Consider the following 16,274-nt stretch of genomic DNA (forward strand, 5'->3'; position numbering starts at 1 on the left):
GCTTTGGGACGCAGAGCGTCCAGGGATGCATTCCCACGCGGAGCGTGGGAACGATCATGCGTGCTGTCTGTCAGGCGCAGCAGTTGCCCGCCGCCAACTCCTTGAGTATCGGGCAATCGGGCCGATGATCGCCCTGGCAGTGCTCCATCAGGTCCTGCAAGGTATCGCGCAGTTGCCCCAACTCGCGAATCTTGTGATTGAGCTCGTCGATGTGCTGACGCGCCAGGGCTTTTACATCGGCGCTAGCGCGCTGCCGGTCCTCCCACAGCGTCAGCAACTTGCCGACTTCTTCCAGTGAAAACCCCAGGTCCCGCGAGCGCTTGATGAACGTCAGGGTGTGCAGGTCATCATGGCCGTACACCCGGTAGCCGCTGTCGGTGCGGTGGGCGGTTTTCAGTAGGCCAATGGATTCGTAGTAGCGAATCATCTTCGCGCTTAGCCCGCTGGTGCGGGCGGCTTGGCCGATGTTCATGGGCGTTGATCCTCCAAGTCCTTGGGTTTCCAGGTTTTCAACAACAGCGCATTACTCACCACGCTGACACTGGACAAGGCCATGGCGGCGCCAGCCAGTACCGGGTTGAGCAGGCCGAAGGCGGCCAGGGGAATGCCGATCAAGTTATACACAAAGGCCCAGAACAGATTCTGTCGAATTTTCGCGTAGGTCTTGCGGCTGATCTCCAGGGCGGCCGGCACCAGGCGCGGGTCGCCACGCATCAAGGTGATACCGGCGGCGTGCATGGCCACGTCGGTGCCGCCGCCCATGGCGATGCCGATATCGGCAGCGGCCAGGGCGGGTGCATCGTTGATACCGTCGCCGACCATGGCCACCACGCCGGTTTTTTTCAGCTCGGCCACGGCAGCGGCTTTATAGGCGGGCAGTACTTCGGCATGCACATCGTCGATGCCCAAGGCCTCGGCCACCACCCGCGCACTGCCGTGGTTGTCGCCAGTGATCAGGTGGCTGCTGATGTGCTGCGCCTTGAGTTGTTGCACGGCCTGCAACGCGCCGGGCTTGAGCGTATCGCCAAAGGCAAACAGCCCCAGCACGCGGGGTTGCGCGCCTTGTTCGATCAGCCAGGACAAGGTGCGGCCTTCGGCCTCCCATTCCTTGGCACGCGGGCCTAAATCGCCTGCGTCCAGGCCGGTTTCTTCCAGCAAGCGGCGATTGCCCAGTGCCAGCGGCCGACCGTCGAGCGTACCGGCAATGCCGCGCCCGGTGAGAGATTGGCTGGAGCTCACATCGGCCACGTCCAAACCTCTTTCGCGGCAAGCATCCAGCACGGCCTTGGCCAGTGGGTGCTCACTGCCGCGCTGCAAGGCGCCGGCCTGTTGCAACAGCAGGGTTTCGTTGCCATCCACGGCCGCCAAATGCGCGATGTTGGGTGCGCCGGAGGTGAGGGTGCCGGTCTTGTCGAACACCACGGCGCTCACGGCGTGAGCGCGCTCCAAGGCTTCGGCGTCCTTGATCAGAATGCCGTGGCGTGCGGCGACGCCGGTGCCGGCCATGATCGCGGTCGGCGTGGCCAGGCCCAAGGCACAAGGGCAGGCAATCACCAGCACGGCCACCGCATTGATGATGGCGGTTTCCAGGGAGGCGCCGTACAGCCACCAGCCCACTACGGTGATCAGCGCCAATACCAGCACGGCCGGCACGAACACCTGGCTGACTTTATCCACCAGTTTCTGAATCGGCGCCTTGGCGGCCTGGGCGTCTTCGACCAGGCGGATGATGCGCGCCAGCACGCTTTCCGCGCCCAGGGCCAGGGTGCGCACCAGCAAACGGCCTTCACCGTTGATGGCGCCACCGGTGACCGCGTCGCCGGGTTGTTTGGGCACCGGCAGGCTTTCGCCGCTGATCAGCGCTTCATCGGCATGGCTCTGGCTTTCCACCACCTCACCGTCCACCGGGAAGCGTTCGCCGGGTTTGACCAGCACCAGGTCACCGTGCTTCAACGCGCTGATGGCGACGTCTTCTTCGCGGCCGTCCTGCACGCGGATCGCCCGTTCCGGACGCAAGGCTTCAAGGGCGCGGATGGCGCTGGCGGTCTGGCGCTTGGCGCGGCTTTCCAGGTATTTGCCCAGCAGCACCAGGGCGATCACCACCGCAGAGGCTTCGAAGTACAGGTGCGGCGTCACGCCTGGGGCGGCGGTGAGCCATTCATAGATACTCAGGCCGTAGCCGGCACTGGTGCCGATCGCCACCAGCAGGTCCATATTGCCGGCACCTGCGCGCACGGCTTTCCAGGCGGCGACATAGAAGCGCGCACCCAAGATGAATTGCACCGGCGTGGCCAGGGCAAACTGTATCCAGGCGGGGAGCATCCAGTGCAGGCCAAAAGGTTCTACCAGCATTGGTAGCACCAAAGGTAACGCCAGCAGAATGCCCGCCATCAGCGACCAGCGCTCGCGGCGCAGGCGCCGGGCTTGATCGGCGTCGGTGGCGGTTTCGCTTTGGGGCAGGGTGGCGGTGTAGCCGGCCTTGTCGACGGCGGCGATCAGTACGCTGGGGTCCATCTGGCCCTGTACTTCGATGTGCGCGCGTTCATTGGCCAGGTTGACGCTGACACGTTGCACGCCCGGCACCTTGCCCAGCGCGCGTTCGACCCGCCCGGCACAGCTGGCACAGGTCATGCCGCCGATGGGCAGGTCAAAGGTGGTGGATCCATTCATTGGGGCAGTCCTCCAGGAGAAGTTGCCACTAGGATCAACCTTAACCTGTGGGGAAGGTCAAGCCCGATCGTTCCCACGCTCTGCGATCGTCCCCACGCTCTGCGTGGGAATGCAGCCCGTGACGCTCCGCGTCACCCTGGCGTTGAAGTAGTGCCTTGTACCCGGGACGCGGAGCGTCCGATGAGGCGTTCCCACGCAGAGCGTGGGAACGATCGTGGGGGTTACTCAGTATTCCAATGCCGCAGCTTTGAGGTACATGCCGTCCGGGCCAAGGGCAATGCGTAATTTGCGTACATCACCGGCTTTCAAAGTGATGTTCTGCGCGGCAGGTGCGAGCATGCCCGGCTGACAGCCTGGCGCTTGGCCCGGCAACAGTTTCAGGCGCAGCGACATATCGCCGGAGGGAAGATTGAATGAAGTGGCCTGTTCCTGGAACAGACGCCCGGCGAGTTGGTCCTGGATATACAGGCCGATCTCGCAGTAGGTCGGCACTTCCAGGCGTTCGCGGGAAATAATCAGCACCGCATAATCTTCAGCAGCGAGGGCCTGGGGCGCAGCGGCAGGCAAGCTCATCAGGCCGGCAAGGGCAAAAAACAACCAGCGCATGGCGAATGCTCCGTGGTTCACAGCTAGGAAGGTTGAAGCTTGGCCGACGTCGCCGCCGAATACCAGCCCGGCAGAAATATTGAGAACTTGACCTTGCCATCATGGCAAGCTCGACACTGGGCTCAACCTCATCAAAGGAGTCATGTCATGCAAATATTCAGCGTTGAAGGAATGACCTGTGGCCATTGCGTTAAAGCGGTGACCCAGGCGGTACAGAGCCAGGATCCGGCGGCGAGTGTGGAAGTCGATTTGAAGGCCAAAGAAGTGCGGGTGGCAAGCGGTCTGTCCTCGGACCAAGTGATCGGTCTGATCACCGAGGAAGGCTACAGCGCCAAGCTGGCGTGATTTTTCTGATCGTTAGCCACCTAACGTAATGTTCATGGCACCCAAGCGCGGCTAGACTGTTGAGCTGCCGACTCACTTGGGTGTCTGATGAACCTTCGCATAATCCTGATTCTGGGCGCCTTGAGCGCCTTCGCGCCGTTGGCGATCGATTTTTACCTGCCGGGCTTTCCGGCAATGGCTACAGCTTTTGCCACTGACGAAAAACATATCCAACTGACCCTGGCTGTGTATTTCGCTGGCCTGGCCATTGGTCAACTCATCTACGGGCCGCTGGCCGACCGTTTTGGCCGGCGTGTGCCGCTGCTCAGCGGTGTCACCCTGTTTACCCTCGCCTCTTTCGCTTGTGCGTATGCGCCGTCCCTGGAATGGCTGATTGGTGCACGCTTCGTGCAGGCCCTTGGCGGGTGTGCGGGCATGGTGATTTCCCGGGCGGTGGTCAGCGACAAATGCGATGCCGTGGGGTCGGCCAAGGTGTATTCGCAACTGATGCTGGTGACCGGCCTGGCCCCGATCCTGGCGCCATTGGCCGGTGGCCTGATGGTCGGCGTGTGGGGCTGGCAGTCGATTTTCCTGGCGTTGTCGTTGTTCAGCGTGATGGCAGCCATCGCCGTGGCGGTCGGGTTACCGGAAACCTTCCCGGCCGATCAGCCGCGCCAGCCGTTGTCGGGCTCGTTGCGCCGCTACGGCTCGCTACTGTCAGACCGGGTGTATCTGGGCTATGCCTTGACCGGCGGTATCTCGATTGCCGGGATGTTTGCCTACATCGCCGGCTCCCCCTTCGTGTTTATCAAGCTCTTTGGCGTGCCGGCCGAGCATTACGGCTGGTTGTTCGGCTCCAACGCCGCGGGCTTTATCCTGGTGGCGCAACTGAACGCACGCTTGCTGGCCAAGCGCGGCCCGGCGTTTTTGCTGTCGCGCACCGTGTGGGTGTACGTGGCGGCGGCGTTGACGCTGTTGGCAATTGCCGCGTTGCGTACCGAGGCGCTATGGCCGTTGTTGGTGCCGCTGTTTATCTGTATCGCCAGCCTGGGCTGCATTTTGCCGAATACCTCGGCCTGTGCCATGAGCGGGCAGGGCGCTCGGGCCGGCAGCGCGTCGGCGTTGCTCGGTTGCATCCAGTTCGGTGTGGCGGCAGGCGCGGCGTCGTTGGTTGGCGTGTTGCACGACGGCACGGCGATGCCGATGGCCATGGTCATCAGCCTCTGCGGTGTGCTGGCGGTGACCATTGCCATGGCGACCCAGCGCCTGCAACGGGCAAGGGCCGTACAAGCGCAGGTCTGAAGTTGGGCTCAGCCAGCGGAACGTTGCTGGTTGAGAGGGAAGCGATGGGGCGCCTGGATCCGGGCTTGTAGCGTGTCGGCAAAAGCGCGGGCCTCGGCCTCACTGCGAAAGTTGATGGCCTCGCCGTCGAGACGAACTTGCCATTGGCTGCCGGGAGATTTTGCTAACGCTTTTATCAGGATTTTCATTGCTGACTTCCTCACGTAAAAGAATCGTGGCAAAGGCGGCCAATATAAACCTGAACGGGCGCATAGATATGACAAGGATCAACTCTCGGACTAATGGTGTCGTCCATTACCTACGTAGATAACGGACGACACTGACAGCCGTTTTTTCAGAACCCTTCCAGCACGATCTTGCCCTTGGCCTTGCCGCTTTCCAGCAGGGCGTGGGCGCGGCGCAGGTTCGCCGCATTGATCACACCGAAGTGCTCGCCTACCGTGGTTTTCAGGGTGCCGGCGTCGATCAGCTCGGCCACGCGGTTGAGCAGGTTGTGCTGCTCGATCATGTCTGGGGTCTCGAACATCGAACGGGTGTACATGAACTCCCAATGCAGCGACAGGCTCTTGCGCTTGAGCTTGCTCACATCCAGGGCCTTGGGATCGTCGATCAACGCCAGCTTGCCTTGGGGTTGCAGCGCTTCGACCAGTTGGTCCAGGTGATGCTCGGTCTGGGTCAGGCTGGCAACGTGGGTGACTTGCCCGTGACCGACCTGCTTTAACGCTTCGCTCAGTGGCTGGCTGTGGTCGATCACCACGTGTGCGCCCAGGGCCTTGGCCCATGCCTGGGTTTCGGGGCGCGAGGCGGTGCCGATGACCTTCAGCGCCGTGAGCTGGTTGGCCAGTTGAGTGAGGATCGACCCCACGCCACCGGCCGCGCCGACGATCAGCAGGCTCTGGCCTTGATCGTCTTTGCCTTCAGGCACCTGCAAACGTTCGAACAACAGCTCCCACGCGGTGATGGCGGTCAGTGGCAGTGCGGCTGCTTCGGCAAACCCCAGGCTCTTGGGCATATGGCCGACGATGCGTTCATCCACGGTGTGCAGTTCGCTGTTGCCGCCTGGGCGTACCAGGGAACCGGCGTAGTACACCTTGTCGCCGGCCTTGAACAACGTCACGTCACTGCCGACCGCCTTGACCACCCCGGCCACGTCCCAACCCAGCACCTTGGCGGCGTCATTTTCCGGGGCGACGTTGTGGCGCACCTTGGTATCCACCGGGTTGACCGAGATGGCTTTGACTTCAACCAACAGGTCACGGGGGCCGGCCACGGGGGCTGGTAGTTCGATGTCTTGCAGGGATTCTGGATCGTTGATCGGCAGTGAGGTGTAGTAGGCGATGGCTTTCATGATGGCTCCAAGTGAATACGGTCAAGGGAGGAGCGAGCTTGCTCGCGAAAAGCGTTAACGATGACGCGGTGTTTCTGGTTTAACGCGTCGTCTTTGGGGGTTTCGCGAGCAAGCTCGCTCCTACAGAAAAAAGGCGGGATCAGGCGAGGAATTTCAGGCGCTTGAGTTCGAAGTGCTCGATCACATCGGCGGCCTGGGCGCGAAAGCTCTGGATATGCGCGCTCTGGTCGTGGTCGGCCAGCGCCGCGTCATCGCTCCAGCGCTCAAGCATGTAGAAGGTCTCGGGGTGTTGCAGGTCCTGGTGCAGGTCGTACTGCTCGCAACCGGCTTCCAGGCGGGTCGGTTCCAGCAGGCCGCGCAGTAACGTTTCCAGGATGGCGTGCTGGCCGGGTTTGGCGATCAGCGTGGCGATGACATTAAAAGCGGTGGACATAGTCGACTCCTGGCACGGGCTAACGGGATGGGCAGATGATTGGCTATTTCCCACGCCGATAAAAGCGGCTAAAACAGCAGGCTGTTTCAACCAAATATTGATAATGAGCGGGAATGCATGCTGCGTTTTGATGATTTGCAGTTGTTTGTGCGCGCCGCAGACTTGGGTAGCCTGTCGGCTGCGGCGCGGGTTATGGATTTGTCGCCGGCGGTGGCCAGCGCCGCGCTCAAGCGTATCGAACAGCAACTGGGCACGCGCTTGCTGGCGCGCTCAACCCGCAGCCTGCGCCTGACGGCCGAAGGCGAGGGCTTCCTGGAGTACGCGCGGGCGTCATTGAGTGCGCTGGATGAAGGGCGGCGCCTATTGGCCAGTGGCCAGGATCACGTCAGCGGTGTGTTGCAATTGTCGGCACCTTCGGATTTCGGCCGCAACCAGCTGCTGCCGTGGCTGGACGCCTTCCAGCAGGAGCACCCGCAACTGAACGTGCGCCTGTTGCTCGGTGATCGCATCGCCGACCTGTTCCGCCAGCCCGTGGACATTGCCCTGCGCTACGGCGAACCCGAAGACTCCAGCCTGATTGCACTGCCCATCGCCCCGGACAATATTCGCGTACTCTGCGCCGCGCCCAGTTACCTCTCCCGGCATGGCGAGCCGCGCCATCTGGAGCAACTGGCCCAGCACAATTGCCTGCTGTACATGCTCGGCAGCCGCGTCCACGACCATTGGGGTTTTTACGATGGCAAGCGTCATGTAAGCCTGACGGTCAGCGGTGATCGCTTCAGCGATGACGCTGATGTGGTGCGCCGCTGGGCGGTAGCGGGCATGGGCATTGCCTACAAGTCGTGGCTGGATGTGAGCACCGATGTACTGGCCGGGCGCTTGCGTTTGATCTTGCCGGAACTGCAGGGCGAGCGCACACCGCTCAACTTGCTGTGCGCCCACCGTGCGCAATTGAGTAAACCCATCAATCTGCTGCGGGACATGCTCGTGTCCCGTTGTGCGACATTGACCGCGCAGCGACCGGGGTGAATGGGTTCTCGGCAATAGCCTGCGCCACGCTCGGAAGTTTCACTCATATCCTGTCCTGATCTGCACTGTCAGACGCCGCGGAACCTATGGCCTGCGCACCTATACTTGGGCGTCAACCGCAGCAGAAAAAATGGTTTAACAGGGAGTGAATACATGGGAGCAGCACCTTGCATCAGTCAGATCGCCAGCTTGCTCGCCGAGCCTAAACGCACGGCCATGCTCTGGGCCTTGATGGACGGTTCGGCGAAGTCTTCAGAAGAACTGGCGGCTCTGGCCGAGTTGTCGCCGGCGTCAGCCAATGCCCATTTGGCGCGGCTGACCGGCAGCGGCCTGTTGCGGATCGAGGCGCGGCGGGGCCAGCGCCTGTTTCGGGTAGCAGCCGCCGATGTCAGTGCCGCCATCGATGCGTTGGCCAGCACCACCATGGCCAGCGCGGCCCGCAGCACCCCGGATGTGTTGCCGCCGGCGCTGCGGGCACCGCCGTTGCTGCGCCGCGCCCGCTGGTGCCACGGCCACCTCGGCGGCGAGCTGGCGGCGCAGTTGTATCAACGGATGCTGGAGGCCGGATGGATCGAGCGCCATGAACCGCGTACCGAAGTGACGCCCAAGGGTGTGCAGGCGTTGGCGGAACTGGGCATTTTCACCCAGGCACTGGCAACGCCGCTGGCCTGCGACTGTTTCGACTGGAGCCAGCAACAACCCCACCTGGGCGGTGCGTTGGGGGCGGGCTTGATGCAGCTGTTTCTGCAGGCGAACTGGATCGGCGTGATCAATGAATCTCGGGCCTTGTCTGTCACTGATGTGGGGCTTGAGCACATAGCCCGCATCGCCAAACTGTAGGAGCGAGCTTGCTCGCGAAAAACGTGAGTGCGCCGCGTTTTATCCAGAAGCCCCGCGTTAACGTTGACGATCTTCGCGAGCGAGCTCGCTCCTACAGGTGCTGGCGTCGTTCTCAGGTGTTGTCAGGTCGCATCCAGCAATAGCCGGCATAAATGATGCCGCACACTCGTAAGGGGGATTTTTCATACGAGGGGTGCGGCATGGGTAGGCAGGGTTATAGCGCGGCGGAACGCCTGGAACGGTTGCCCATCAGCGGTTACCACCGAGTCATTTTCATCATCATCGCCCTGGCGTTTTTTTTCGACTCCATGGACCTGGCGATGATGACCTTCCTGTTGGGCTCTATCAAAACCGAGTTTGGCCTGAGCACGGCCCAGGCCGGGTTGCTGGCCAGTTCGAGTTTTTTCGGCATGGTGGTGGGCGCCTCGCTGTCCGGGATGCTTGCTGATCGCTTCGGGCGCAAGCCGGTGTTCCAGTGGAGCATCGTACTTTGGGGCCTGGCGAGCTACCTGTGTTCCACGGCGCAGACGGTGGAGACGCTGACGTTGTTCCGGATCTTGCTGGGCATTGGCATGGGCATGGAGTTTCCCATTGCCCAGTCGATGCTGTCGGAGCTGATTCCGGCCAAACGGCGCGGGCGTTACATCGCCTTGATGGATGGTTTCTGGCCGTTGGGTTTTGTGGCCGCGGGTGTGTTGTCTTACTTCTTGTTGCCGGTAATTGGCTGGCGCGACATCTTTCTGGTGTTGGCGATACCGGCGGTGTTTGTGTTGGCTATCCGTTTCTTTATCCCAGAGTCACCGCGTTGGCTGGAACAGGCGGGGCGCCATGAGGCGGCGGACAAGGTGTTGCTGGGCATCGAGCAGAAAGTGCGCGATTCCCTGGGCCGCGCCGACTTGCCGGAGCCGATTGCCCTGCCACGCATCGAGAGTGCACCGGGGACGTTTTTCTCCGCGTTCCAGCAGTTGTGGTCGGCGCAGTACCGCCAACGCACGATGATGATCTGGAGTGTGTGGTTCTTTGCCCTGCTCGGGTTCTACGGGTTGACGTCGTGGTTGAGTGCGTTGTTGCAGCAATCGGGTTTTGCCGTGACCCAGTCGGTGTATTACACGGTGATCATTTCCCTGGGCGGGATCCCAGGCTTTTTGATGGCCGCGTGGTTGGTCGAGCGCTGGGGGCGCAAGCCCGTGTGCGTGGTGACCTTATTGGGCGGCGGGGTGATGGCATTCCTGTATGGGCAGAGCGCAGTGTTTGGCGGCAACGTGGGCCTGCTGATCACCTCGGGGTTGTTGATGCAGTTCTTCCTGTTTGGCATGTGGGCGGTGCTGTACACCTACACGCCGGAGTTGTATCCCACCTCGGCACGTGCGACCGGCTCGGGGTTTGCGTCGGCGATTGGGCGGGTTGGCTCGTTGCTCGGGCCGTTGGTGACCGGGCTGGTGTTCCCGATAACCGGGCAGGGCGGGGTATTTGCCTTGGGCGCGCTGTGCTTTGCGGTGGCGGCACTGGTGGTGTGGTTGTTTGGGATGGAGACCAAGGGCAAGACCCTGGAAGAACTCACCCAGGCTTGAAGCTGATGGGGTCAATGTGGGAGCCGGGCTTGCCCGCGATAGCGGTAGGTCAGGCAGTAAGAGGCTGGCTGATGCACCGCTATCGCAGGCAAGCCAGCTCCCACAGGTTGAGTCCAGGTCTATTCAGTTACGGCTTCACGAGCCGCGCATCCAGGCTGTTCTGCGCCAGGCGTTTGGCCTGGTCCTGGGTCATGCCCAGGCTGGTGTACAGCGCATGGAAGTTCTCGGTGACATAGCCGCCGAAGTACGCCGGGTCATCCGAGTTCACCGTGACCTTCACGCCACGCTCGAGCATGTCGAGGATGTTGTGCTGGGCCATGTCGTCGAACACGCAGAGCTTGGTGTTGGACAGCGGGCACACAGTCAACGGGATCTGCTCGTCGATGATGCGCTGCATCAAGCGCTCGTCTTCGATGGCGCGCACGCCATGGTCGATGCGCTGGATCTTCAGCAGGTCGATGGCTTCCCAGATGTACTCGGGCGGGCCTTCTTCACCGGCGTGGGCCACGGTCAAAAAGCCTTCGTGACGGGCACGGTCGAACACGCGCTGGAACTTGCTCGGTGGGTGGCCCATTTCCGAGCTGTCCAGGCCCACGGCCACGAACGCGTCACGGAACGGCAGCGCTTGGTCGAGGGTTTTCTGCGCTTCGTCTTCGCTCAGGTGGCGCAGGAAGCTGAGGATCAAACCGCTGGTGATGCCCAGTTGCTGCTCGCCGTCTTTGAGTGCGGCGGCGATGCCGTTGAGCACCACTTCGAACGGCACGCCACGGTCGGTGTGGGTTTGCGGGTCGAAGAAGGGTTCGGTGTGAATCACGTTCTGGGCTTTGCAGCGCAGCAGGTAGGCCCAGGTCAGGTCGTAGAAATCCTGGGACGTGCGCAGCACATCGGCACCCTTGTAATACAGGTCGAGAAACTCTTGCAGGTTGTTGAAGGCGTAGGCCTTGCGCAGGGTTTCGACGTCGTTCCATGGCAGCGCAATCTTGTTGCGCTCGGCCAGGGCGAACAGCAGCTCAGGCTCCAGCGAGCCTTCCAGGTGCAGGTGCAATTCAGCCTTGGGCAGGGCGTTGAGCCAATCGTACATTTTTAAAATCTCATCAGGTGCAATGGCGGCATTCTACAGGCCATGGCTGAAATAATCGGCAAAACCTGACCAGCAGGAGAGTATTTCTGTCACTCATGCAAGGGTGACCTGAACTAAGGTGTAACGAAACGTTAGCGGCTCGGCGCAGTCTGTACCCCATCAATGACTGATTCGCTGTACGAAAAGGCCCGGAATGCTCACATCCCTCAAGCAAGAAAAATTCATGCTGCTGGCGCTGATTGCCGCCATCGTCGCCTACCCGCTGGAACACTGGATGCTCCACAGCGGCCAACTGGTTGCGCTGCTGGCCGGCTTCGCGCTAATCGCGTTTATCGTGATGGCATCGATGCGCGTGGCTCATCATGCCGAGCAGTTGGCGGAAAAAGTCGGCGACCCCTACGGCACCATGATCCTGACCCTCGCCGCAGTATTGGTGGAAGTGGTGATCCTGGCGATCATGATGAGCAACGAGCCATCACCGACCCTGGTGCGCGACACCATTTACTCGGCGGTGATGCTGGATATCAACGGCATCCTCGGCCTGGCTGCGCTGATGGGCGGTATTAAGCATGGCGAACAGTCCTACAACGATGACTCGGCGCGCACCTACAGTGTGATGATCCTTACCGCCATGGGTGTGTCGATGGTGGTGCCGGAATTTATCCCCGAAGCCGACTGGAAAATTTACTCGGCCTTCACCATTGGCGCGATGGTGGTGCTTTACACCTTGTTCCTGCGCATGCAGGTGGGGCCGCACAGTTATTTCTTCAGCTACAGCTACCCGGAAAAACGCCGCAAGAAACAGCCCGAAGACGAGCACGCGCCGTCTGTCAGCCTGACGTTTTCCATTGCGACCCTGGTATTTGGGGTGATCGTGATTGGCGCGTTGGCCGAGGTGATGTCCAAGACCCTCGATCTGGGCCTGGAAGGCACAGGCGCACCGCCGGTGATTACCGCGATTGTGGTGGCGGCTATCTCGGCCGCGCCGGAAATCCTCACGGCACTGCGCGCCGCGTTGGCCAACCGCATGCAGTCGGTGGTCAACATCGCGCTGGGGGCTTCGTTGTCTACGGTGATTCTGACGGTGCCGGTGATGGAAGCCATGGCGCTGTATACCGGGCAGCCGTTCCAGATGGCGATGACGCCGGTGCAAACGGTGATGGTGTTTATCACGCTGATCGTCAGCGCGATCAACCTCAACGATGGTGAAACCAATGCGATAGAAGGGATGACGCATTTTGTGTTGTTTGCGACTTTTATCATGTTGTCGCTGTTGGGGTTGTAACCCGATTTGAAAGGTGTCGCAGACCCAATGTGGGAGCGGGCTTGCTCGCGAATGCGGTGGTTAAGTCACAGATGTACTGACTGACACAGCGCATTCGCGAGCAAGCCCGCTCCCACATTTTTGATTGGCGCCTGGCTTAGGTGCCGGCGATCAACTGGCGCGCTGCCTGGCTGTGATCGGCGATCAAGCCCTTGAGGTCAAGGCCTTCGACTTGGCCGTCGATCACCCGCCATTGACCCGCGATCATCACCCGGTCTGCCCGGTCCGCACCGCACAGCAGCAGTGCGGAAATGGGGTCGTGGCTACCGGAGAAGCGCAGTTCATCGAGCTTGAACAGTGCCAGGTCCGCCTGTTTGCCGACGGCCAACTCGCCAATGTCCGTGCGCCCCAGCAACTGCGCCGAGCCCTTGGTGGCCCAACCCAATACGCCTTCGGGGGTGATCTTTTCCGCGCCATAACGCAGGCGCTGGATGTACAGGGCCTGACGCGCTTCAAGGATCATGTTCGAGGCATCGTTGGATGCCGAGCCGTCCACGCCCAAGCCGATGGGGGCGCCGGCGGCAAGCAGATCCAAGGTGGGGCAGATGCCGGAGGCCAGGCGCATATTCGAGCTTGGGCAATGGCAAATGCCGGTGCCGGCGGCGCCCAGGCGCTCGATTTCGTCCGGGTTGAAGTGAATGCCATGGGCCAGCCAGGTGCGTGGGCCGAGCCAGCCGACGCTGTCGAGGTAATCCACGGTACGCAGCCCGAAGCGTTGCAGGCAGAAATCTTCCTCATCGAGGGTTTCCGCCAGGTGGGTGTGCAGGCGCACGTCCAACTGGTTGGCCAGTTCGGCGCTGGCTTGCATGATTTCGGGGGTGACCGAAAACGGCGAGCACGGTGCCAGGGCGATCTGGATCTCCGCGCCGTCACCGCGCTGGTGATATTCGCGGATCAGGCGCTGGCTGTCGTCGAGGATCACCTGGCCTTGCTGCACGGTTTGCTGCGGCGGCAGGCCGCCATCGGCTTCGCCCAGGCTCATGGAACCGCGGGTGAGCATGGCGCGCATCCCCAGTTCGCGCACGGTCTCGACCTGCACATCAATGGCGTTTTCCAGGCCATCGGGGAACAGGTAGTGGTGATCGGCCGCCGTGGTGCAGCCCGAGAGCAGCAACTCGGCCAGGGCGACTTTGCTGGCCAGGGCGAGTTTTTCCGGGGTGAGCCGCGCCCATACCGGGTACAGGGTTTTCAGCCAGGGAAACAGCGGCTGGTTGACCACCGGGCCCCAGGCGCGGGTCAGGGTTTGATAGAAGTGGTGGTGGGTATTGATCAGCCCAGGCAGCACCACATGCTCGCGGGCATCGAACACCTGGGCGCAGGGTTGTGCAGGCGCTTGCCCTTGGGCCAGCACTTCGGTGATGACACCGTCTTGCAGCACAAGGCCGCCACGGGCATCGAGGCCATTGGCAGTGAAAATCGCGAGGGGGGTTTTTAACCAGATACGGGTCGCAGGCATTGGCCGGCTCCTCTGAATGATGGGTTCAGGTTTGCCAGCTCAGTGTTGCCCTGTCTGCTGATCCAGGGTCGCCGGGGAGGGCGAGGTGGGCAGTCTACCTCTGTGGGAGCGAGCTTGCTCGCGAAAAATCGTCAGGGATGACGCGGGCAGTCTGGTTTGACGCGGTGCCTGGGCGTTTTTCGCGAGCAAGCTCGCTCCTACAGTTTGGGGGTTACCAGGTGATGGTGTCGCCCTTGTAGTCGACGAAGTGATGGCCGCCTTTGCCGGTGTAGGCATTTACCTGGTCCACCAGGCCGCGCACGCTGGTCTCGACGTCGATGTGGGCGTTTTCGCCGCCCATGTCGGTCTTCACCCAACCTGGATGCAGCGACAGCACCGTCGGTTTGGGCTCGCCCAGTTGCGTGATAAAGCTGTTGGTCATCGAATTGAGGGCGGCCTTGCTGGCTTTGTACAGCGCCAGGTCCGAGCCGTCGGGAATGGTCACGCTGCCCAGTACCGAACTCATGAAGGCCAGCACGCCGGTGTCTTTGCGGATCTGCCCGACAAAACGCTGGGCCAGGTTGATCGGCGCCACGGCGTTGGTGAAAAACAGTTGGCCGACTTCCGCCAGGGTCGCGTGGCCGGGCTCCTGGTTGGCCGGGCCCTTGACGCCGGCGTTGACGAACAGCAGGTCAAAGGTGCGATCTTTCAGGCGTTGGGCCAGGGCGATCACGGCTTGCTGATCGTCCATATCCAACTTCTCGATCTGCACCGGCCCCACGGCTTTCAGGGCATCGGCCTTGTTCGGATCGCGCACGGTGGCGGTCACGTCCCAGCCGTCCTGGAGCAGTTGCTTGACCAGGCCAAGGCCCAGCCCGCGCGAGGCGCCGATGATCAGTGCGGTTTTTGGCGTAGACATGAAAGGCTTCCTTTGAAATCGCGGTTCAGGGAGTTCAGCGCATAACAGTAGCAGTTTCAGCGTTCGAGCAGGATGCGCCCACGGCTCAGGTCGGCGAGCTGGGTTTGCAGGGTGTCGATGTGTGCCTCTCCCAGTGCGAGCTGCAGCTCAACGCCGTTGGCGGTGAAGGTTTCTTCCACCACAAGCCCGCCGAGTTCAGCGACACGCAGCTTTACCAGGTTCAGTTCGGAGAAGCCACAGGCGCAACTCAGGGGGACGCGGCTGATCAGCTCGATGCGCTCGGCATTCTGCAGGCATTTATTGGCCCCGCCGCCATAGGCGCGGGCCAATCCACCCGTGCCCAGTTGAATGCCGCCGTACCAGCGGATTACCAAGACGGCCACCTGATCAAAGCCCTGGGCCTCGATGGCCGCAAGAATCGGGCGCCCGGCGGTGCCGCCGGGTTCGCCGTCATCGCTGCTGCGGTATTGATCGCCCAGCTTCCAGGCCCAGCAGTTGTGCGTGGCGTTGAGGTCGCTGTGCTGCTCGAAAAACGCCTGGGCGTCCTGCGGGCTGGTAATCGGCGCCGCCAAGGTGATAAAGCGGCTTTTGCGTATTTCTTCACGAAACTCGCAAAAGCCGGTGAGCGTAAAAGACATAAATCGCTTCGTTTATAGGGCTGGCTTGATGCCGCAGCCTTTGAGAATGATATGGATCAGGTTGGTGCCAGCATCTTCCATGTCCTGCTTGGTCAGCTTGGTGCGCCCGGTAACACGGCAGATCTGGGTGGCGAAGTCGGCGTAGTGCTGAGTGCTGCCCCACAGCAGGAAAATCAGGTGCACGGGGTCGACGGGGTCCATTTTTCCGGCGTCGATCCAGGCCTGGAACACCGCGGCTCGGCCACTGAACCAGGCTCGATAGTCCTGGCCGAAATATTCAGTGAGGCATTCGCCACCGCTGATGATCTCCATGGCGAAGATCCGCGAGGCTTGGGGCTGGCGGCGCGAGAATTCCATCTTGGTGCGGATGTAGCGAGCGAGCGCCACGGCCGGGTCATCTTCGGCGGTCAGCGCGTTGAAGGTGCTGTCCCACAGTTCGAGGATATTGCTCAGCACTGCGACATACAGGCCCAGCTTGTTGGTGAAATAGTAGTGCAAGTTGGCTTTGGGCAGCCCGGCACTGGCAGCGATGGTGTTCATGCTGGTGCCTTTGTAGCCATGGCGCGCGAATTCATCTTCAGCAGCCTGGAGAATCGCTTGTTCGTTCTTTTGCCGAATGCGGCTGGCGGGTTTACCGGCGTGGTTGCTGTGGGCAGGAACTTCGAGGCTCATGGAGGTTTCCGTGCTGATCGAGAGAGACGACGTGTGCACAGATAACCCACCCTCAAGCCTCAGACAAGTCCTGATGCAATAA

17 protein-coding genes are annotated in these 16,274 nt (G+C 61.6%); 6 read left to right on the forward strand and 11 right to left on the reverse strand.

The genetic code is table 11. From position 1 onward, the window contains the following. Positions 1 to 70 precede the first annotated feature (70 nt). The 3 genes from cueR to PSH76_RS03310 form a co-directional block, all read right to left on the reverse strand. The gene (cueR, locus tag PSH76_RS03300) at positions 71 to 472 is read right to left on the reverse strand and encodes a Cu(I)-responsive transcriptional regulator (RefSeq protein WP_003188242.1); all 402 of its coding nucleotides are present in this window, start codon (positions 470 to 472) and stop codon (positions 71 to 73) included. Continuing rightward, on the reverse strand, positions 469 to 2,670 hold the full coding sequence (locus tag PSH76_RS03305; RefSeq protein ID WP_305493597.1) for a cation-translocating P-type ATPase: 2,202 nt from the start codon (positions 2,668 to 2,670) through the stop codon (positions 469 to 471). The genes cueR and PSH76_RS03305 overlap by 4 nt, the downstream gene beginning before the upstream one ends. A 225-nt stretch (positions 2,671 to 2,895) precedes the next feature. Next, the gene (locus PSH76_RS03310) at positions 2,896 to 3,276 is read right to left on the reverse strand and encodes a hypothetical protein (RefSeq protein WP_032893731.1); all 381 of its coding nucleotides are present in this window, start codon (positions 3,274 to 3,276) and stop codon (positions 2,896 to 2,898) included. A 147-nt stretch (positions 3,277 to 3,423) separates the two neighbouring features. Between PSH76_RS03310 and PSH76_RS03315 the strand changes: the two genes are divergently transcribed. After that, on the forward strand, positions 3,424 to 3,621 hold the full coding sequence (locus PSH76_RS03315; protein WP_032893730.1) for a heavy-metal-associated domain-containing protein: 198 nt from the start codon (positions 3,424 to 3,426) through the stop codon (positions 3,619 to 3,621). Between the two features lie 87 nt (positions 3,622 to 3,708). Then, positions 3,709 to 4,902: a multidrug effflux MFS transporter gene (locus PSH76_RS03320; RefSeq protein WP_305493598.1), complete on the forward strand. Its 1,194-nt coding sequence runs from the start codon at positions 3,709 to 3,711 to the stop codon at positions 4,900 to 4,902. An 8-nt stretch (positions 4,903 to 4,910) separates the two neighbouring features. Here PSH76_RS03320 and PSH76_RS03325 read toward each other — a convergent pair whose 3' ends face one another. The 3 genes from PSH76_RS03325 to PSH76_RS03335 all read right to left on the reverse strand — a co-directional run bounded on the left by PSH76_RS03325 (position 4,911) and on the right by PSH76_RS03335 (position 6,683). After that, positions 4,911 to 5,090, reverse strand: a complete 180-nt coding sequence (locus PSH76_RS03325) for a hypothetical protein (protein ID WP_003188250.1) — start codon at positions 5,088 to 5,090, stop codon at positions 4,911 to 4,913. Between the two features lie 146 nt (positions 5,091 to 5,236). Further along, positions 5,237 to 6,250 carry a zinc-binding alcohol dehydrogenase family protein gene (locus PSH76_RS03330; RefSeq protein ID WP_138763424.1) on the reverse strand — a complete coding sequence of 338 codons (1,014 nt, stop codon included), beginning with the start codon at positions 6,248 to 6,250 and terminating at the stop codon, positions 5,237 to 5,239. Between the two features lie 139 nt (positions 6,251 to 6,389). Beyond that, positions 6,390 to 6,683 (reverse strand): putative quinol monooxygenase, encoded by a 294-nt coding sequence (locus tag PSH76_RS03335; protein WP_138763423.1) that lies wholly within the window; start codon positions 6,681 to 6,683, stop codon positions 6,390 to 6,392. Between the two features lie 117 nt (positions 6,684 to 6,800). On the opposite strand from PSH76_RS03335, the gene PSH76_RS03340 reads away from it, so the two are divergent. From PSH76_RS03340 to PSH76_RS03350, 3 genes are all read left to right on the forward strand, one after another. Beyond that, positions 6,801 to 7,712 (forward strand): LysR family transcriptional regulator, encoded by a 912-nt coding sequence (locus tag PSH76_RS03340; protein ID WP_138763422.1) that lies wholly within the window; start codon positions 6,801 to 6,803, stop codon positions 7,710 to 7,712. A 153-nt stretch (positions 7,713 to 7,865) separates the two neighbouring features. Further along, a complete protein-coding gene (locus tag PSH76_RS03345) occupies positions 7,866 to 8,552 on the forward strand; it encodes a helix-turn-helix transcriptional regulator (RefSeq protein WP_138763421.1) in 687 nt (228 codons plus the stop codon). A gap of 200 nt (positions 8,553 to 8,752) precedes the next feature. After that, on the forward strand, positions 8,753 to 10,123 hold the full coding sequence (locus PSH76_RS03350; RefSeq protein ID WP_305493599.1) for an MFS transporter: 1,371 nt from the start codon (positions 8,753 to 8,755) through the stop codon (positions 10,121 to 10,123). 127 nt (positions 10,124 to 10,250) lie between these two features. Here the strand turns inward: PSH76_RS03350 and PSH76_RS03355 are convergent, their stop codons facing one another. After that, entirely contained in the window at positions 10,251 to 11,204 is a 954-nt protein-coding gene (locus PSH76_RS03355) for an adenosine deaminase (RefSeq protein ID WP_003171521.1), read from the reverse strand. Between the two features lie 193 nt (positions 11,205 to 11,397). Between PSH76_RS03355 and PSH76_RS03360 the strand changes: the two genes are divergently transcribed. Beyond that, the gene (locus PSH76_RS03360) at positions 11,398 to 12,489 is read left to right on the forward strand and encodes a calcium:proton antiporter (RefSeq protein ID WP_305493600.1); all 1,092 of its coding nucleotides are present in this window, start codon (positions 11,398 to 11,400) and stop codon (positions 12,487 to 12,489) included. Between the two features lie 136 nt (positions 12,490 to 12,625). Here the strand turns inward: PSH76_RS03360 and PSH76_RS03365 are convergent, their stop codons facing one another. The 4 genes from PSH76_RS03365 to PSH76_RS03380 form a co-directional block, all read right to left on the reverse strand. After that, positions 12,626 to 13,984, reverse strand: a complete 1,359-nt coding sequence (locus PSH76_RS03365; protein WP_305493601.1) for an 8-oxoguanine deaminase — start codon at positions 13,982 to 13,984, stop codon at positions 12,626 to 12,628. Positions 13,985 to 14,195: 211 nt separating this feature from the next. Beyond that, positions 14,196 to 14,882, reverse strand: a complete 687-nt coding sequence (locus tag PSH76_RS03370) for an SDR family oxidoreductase (protein WP_047712496.1) — start codon at positions 14,880 to 14,882, stop codon at positions 14,196 to 14,198. Between the two features lie 56 nt (positions 14,883 to 14,938). After that, the gene (locus tag PSH76_RS03375; protein ID WP_044275476.1) at positions 14,939 to 15,520 is read right to left on the reverse strand and encodes a YigZ family protein; all 582 of its coding nucleotides are present in this window, start codon (positions 15,518 to 15,520) and stop codon (positions 14,939 to 14,941) included. Between the two features lie 12 nt (positions 15,521 to 15,532). Beyond that, a complete protein-coding gene (locus PSH76_RS03380) occupies positions 15,533 to 16,192 on the reverse strand; it encodes a TetR/AcrR family transcriptional regulator (RefSeq protein ID WP_014716776.1) in 660 nt (219 codons plus the stop codon). Positions 16,193 to 16,274: the final 82 nt, after the last annotated feature.

Origin of the sequence: Pseudomonas sp. FP215, assembly GCF_030687795.1 — a bacterium.
Taxonomy (GTDB): Bacteria; Pseudomonadota; Gammaproteobacteria; order Pseudomonadales; family Pseudomonadaceae; genus Aquipseudomonas; species Aquipseudomonas salmasensis.

Bases quoted from the DNA above. Each gene is read 5' to 3' on its own strand.
- PSH76_RS03315 (WP_032893730.1), top strand. From the start codon at position 3,424: ATGCAAATATTCAGCGTTGAAGGAATGACCTGTGGCCATTGCGTTAAA.
- PSH76_RS03350 (WP_305493599.1), top strand. From the start codon at position 8,753: ATGGGTAGGCAGGGTTATAGCGCGGCGGAACGCCTGGAACGGTTGCCC.
- PSH76_RS03345 (WP_138763421.1), top strand. From the start codon at position 7,866: ATGGGAGCAGCACCTTGCATCAGTCAGATCGCCAGCTTGCTCGCCGAG.
- PSH76_RS03320 (WP_305493598.1), top strand. From the start codon at position 3,709: ATGAACCTTCGCATAATCCTGATTCTGGGCGCCTTGAGCGCCTTCGCG.
- PSH76_RS03310 (WP_032893731.1), bottom strand. From the start codon at position 3,276: ATGCGCTGGTTGTTTTTTGCCCTTGCCGGCCTGATGAGCTTGCCTGCC.
- PSH76_RS03305 (WP_305493597.1), bottom strand. From the start codon at position 2,670: ATGAATGGATCCACCACCTTTGACCTGCCCATCGGCGGCATGACCTGT.
- PSH76_RS03365 (WP_305493601.1), bottom strand. From the start codon at position 13,984: ATGCCTGCGACCCGTATCTGGTTAAAAACCCCCCTCGCGATTTTCACT.
- cueR (WP_003188242.1), bottom strand. From the start codon at position 472: ATGAACATCGGCCAAGCCGCCCGCACCAGCGGGCTAAGCGCGAAGATG.
- PSH76_RS03375 (WP_044275476.1), bottom strand. From the start codon at position 15,520: ATGTCTTTTACGCTCACCGGCTTTTGCGAGTTTCGTGAAGAAATACGC.
- PSH76_RS03355 (WP_003171521.1), bottom strand. From the start codon at position 11,204: ATGTACGATTGGCTCAACGCCCTGCCCAAGGCTGAATTGCACCTGCAC.
- PSH76_RS03325 (WP_003188250.1), bottom strand. From the start codon at position 5,090: ATGAAAATCCTGATAAAAGCGTTAGCAAAATCTCCCGGCAGCCAATGG.
- PSH76_RS03370 (WP_047712496.1), bottom strand. From the start codon at position 14,882: ATGTCTACGCCAAAAACCGCACTGATCATCGGCGCCTCGCGCGGGCTG.
- PSH76_RS03360 (WP_305493600.1), top strand. From the start codon at position 11,398: ATGCTCACATCCCTCAAGCAAGAAAAATTCATGCTGCTGGCGCTGATT.
- PSH76_RS03330 (WP_138763424.1), bottom strand. From the start codon at position 6,250: ATGAAAGCCATCGCCTACTACACCTCACTGCCGATCAACGATCCAGAA.
- PSH76_RS03340 (WP_138763422.1), top strand. From the start codon at position 6,801: ATGCTGCGTTTTGATGATTTGCAGTTGTTTGTGCGCGCCGCAGACTTG.
- PSH76_RS03380 (WP_014716776.1), bottom strand. From the start codon at position 16,192: ATGAGCCTCGAAGTTCCTGCCCACAGCAACCACGCCGGTAAACCCGCC.
- PSH76_RS03335 (WP_138763423.1), bottom strand. From the start codon at position 6,683: ATGTCCACCGCTTTTAATGTCATCGCCACGCTGATCGCCAAACCCGGC.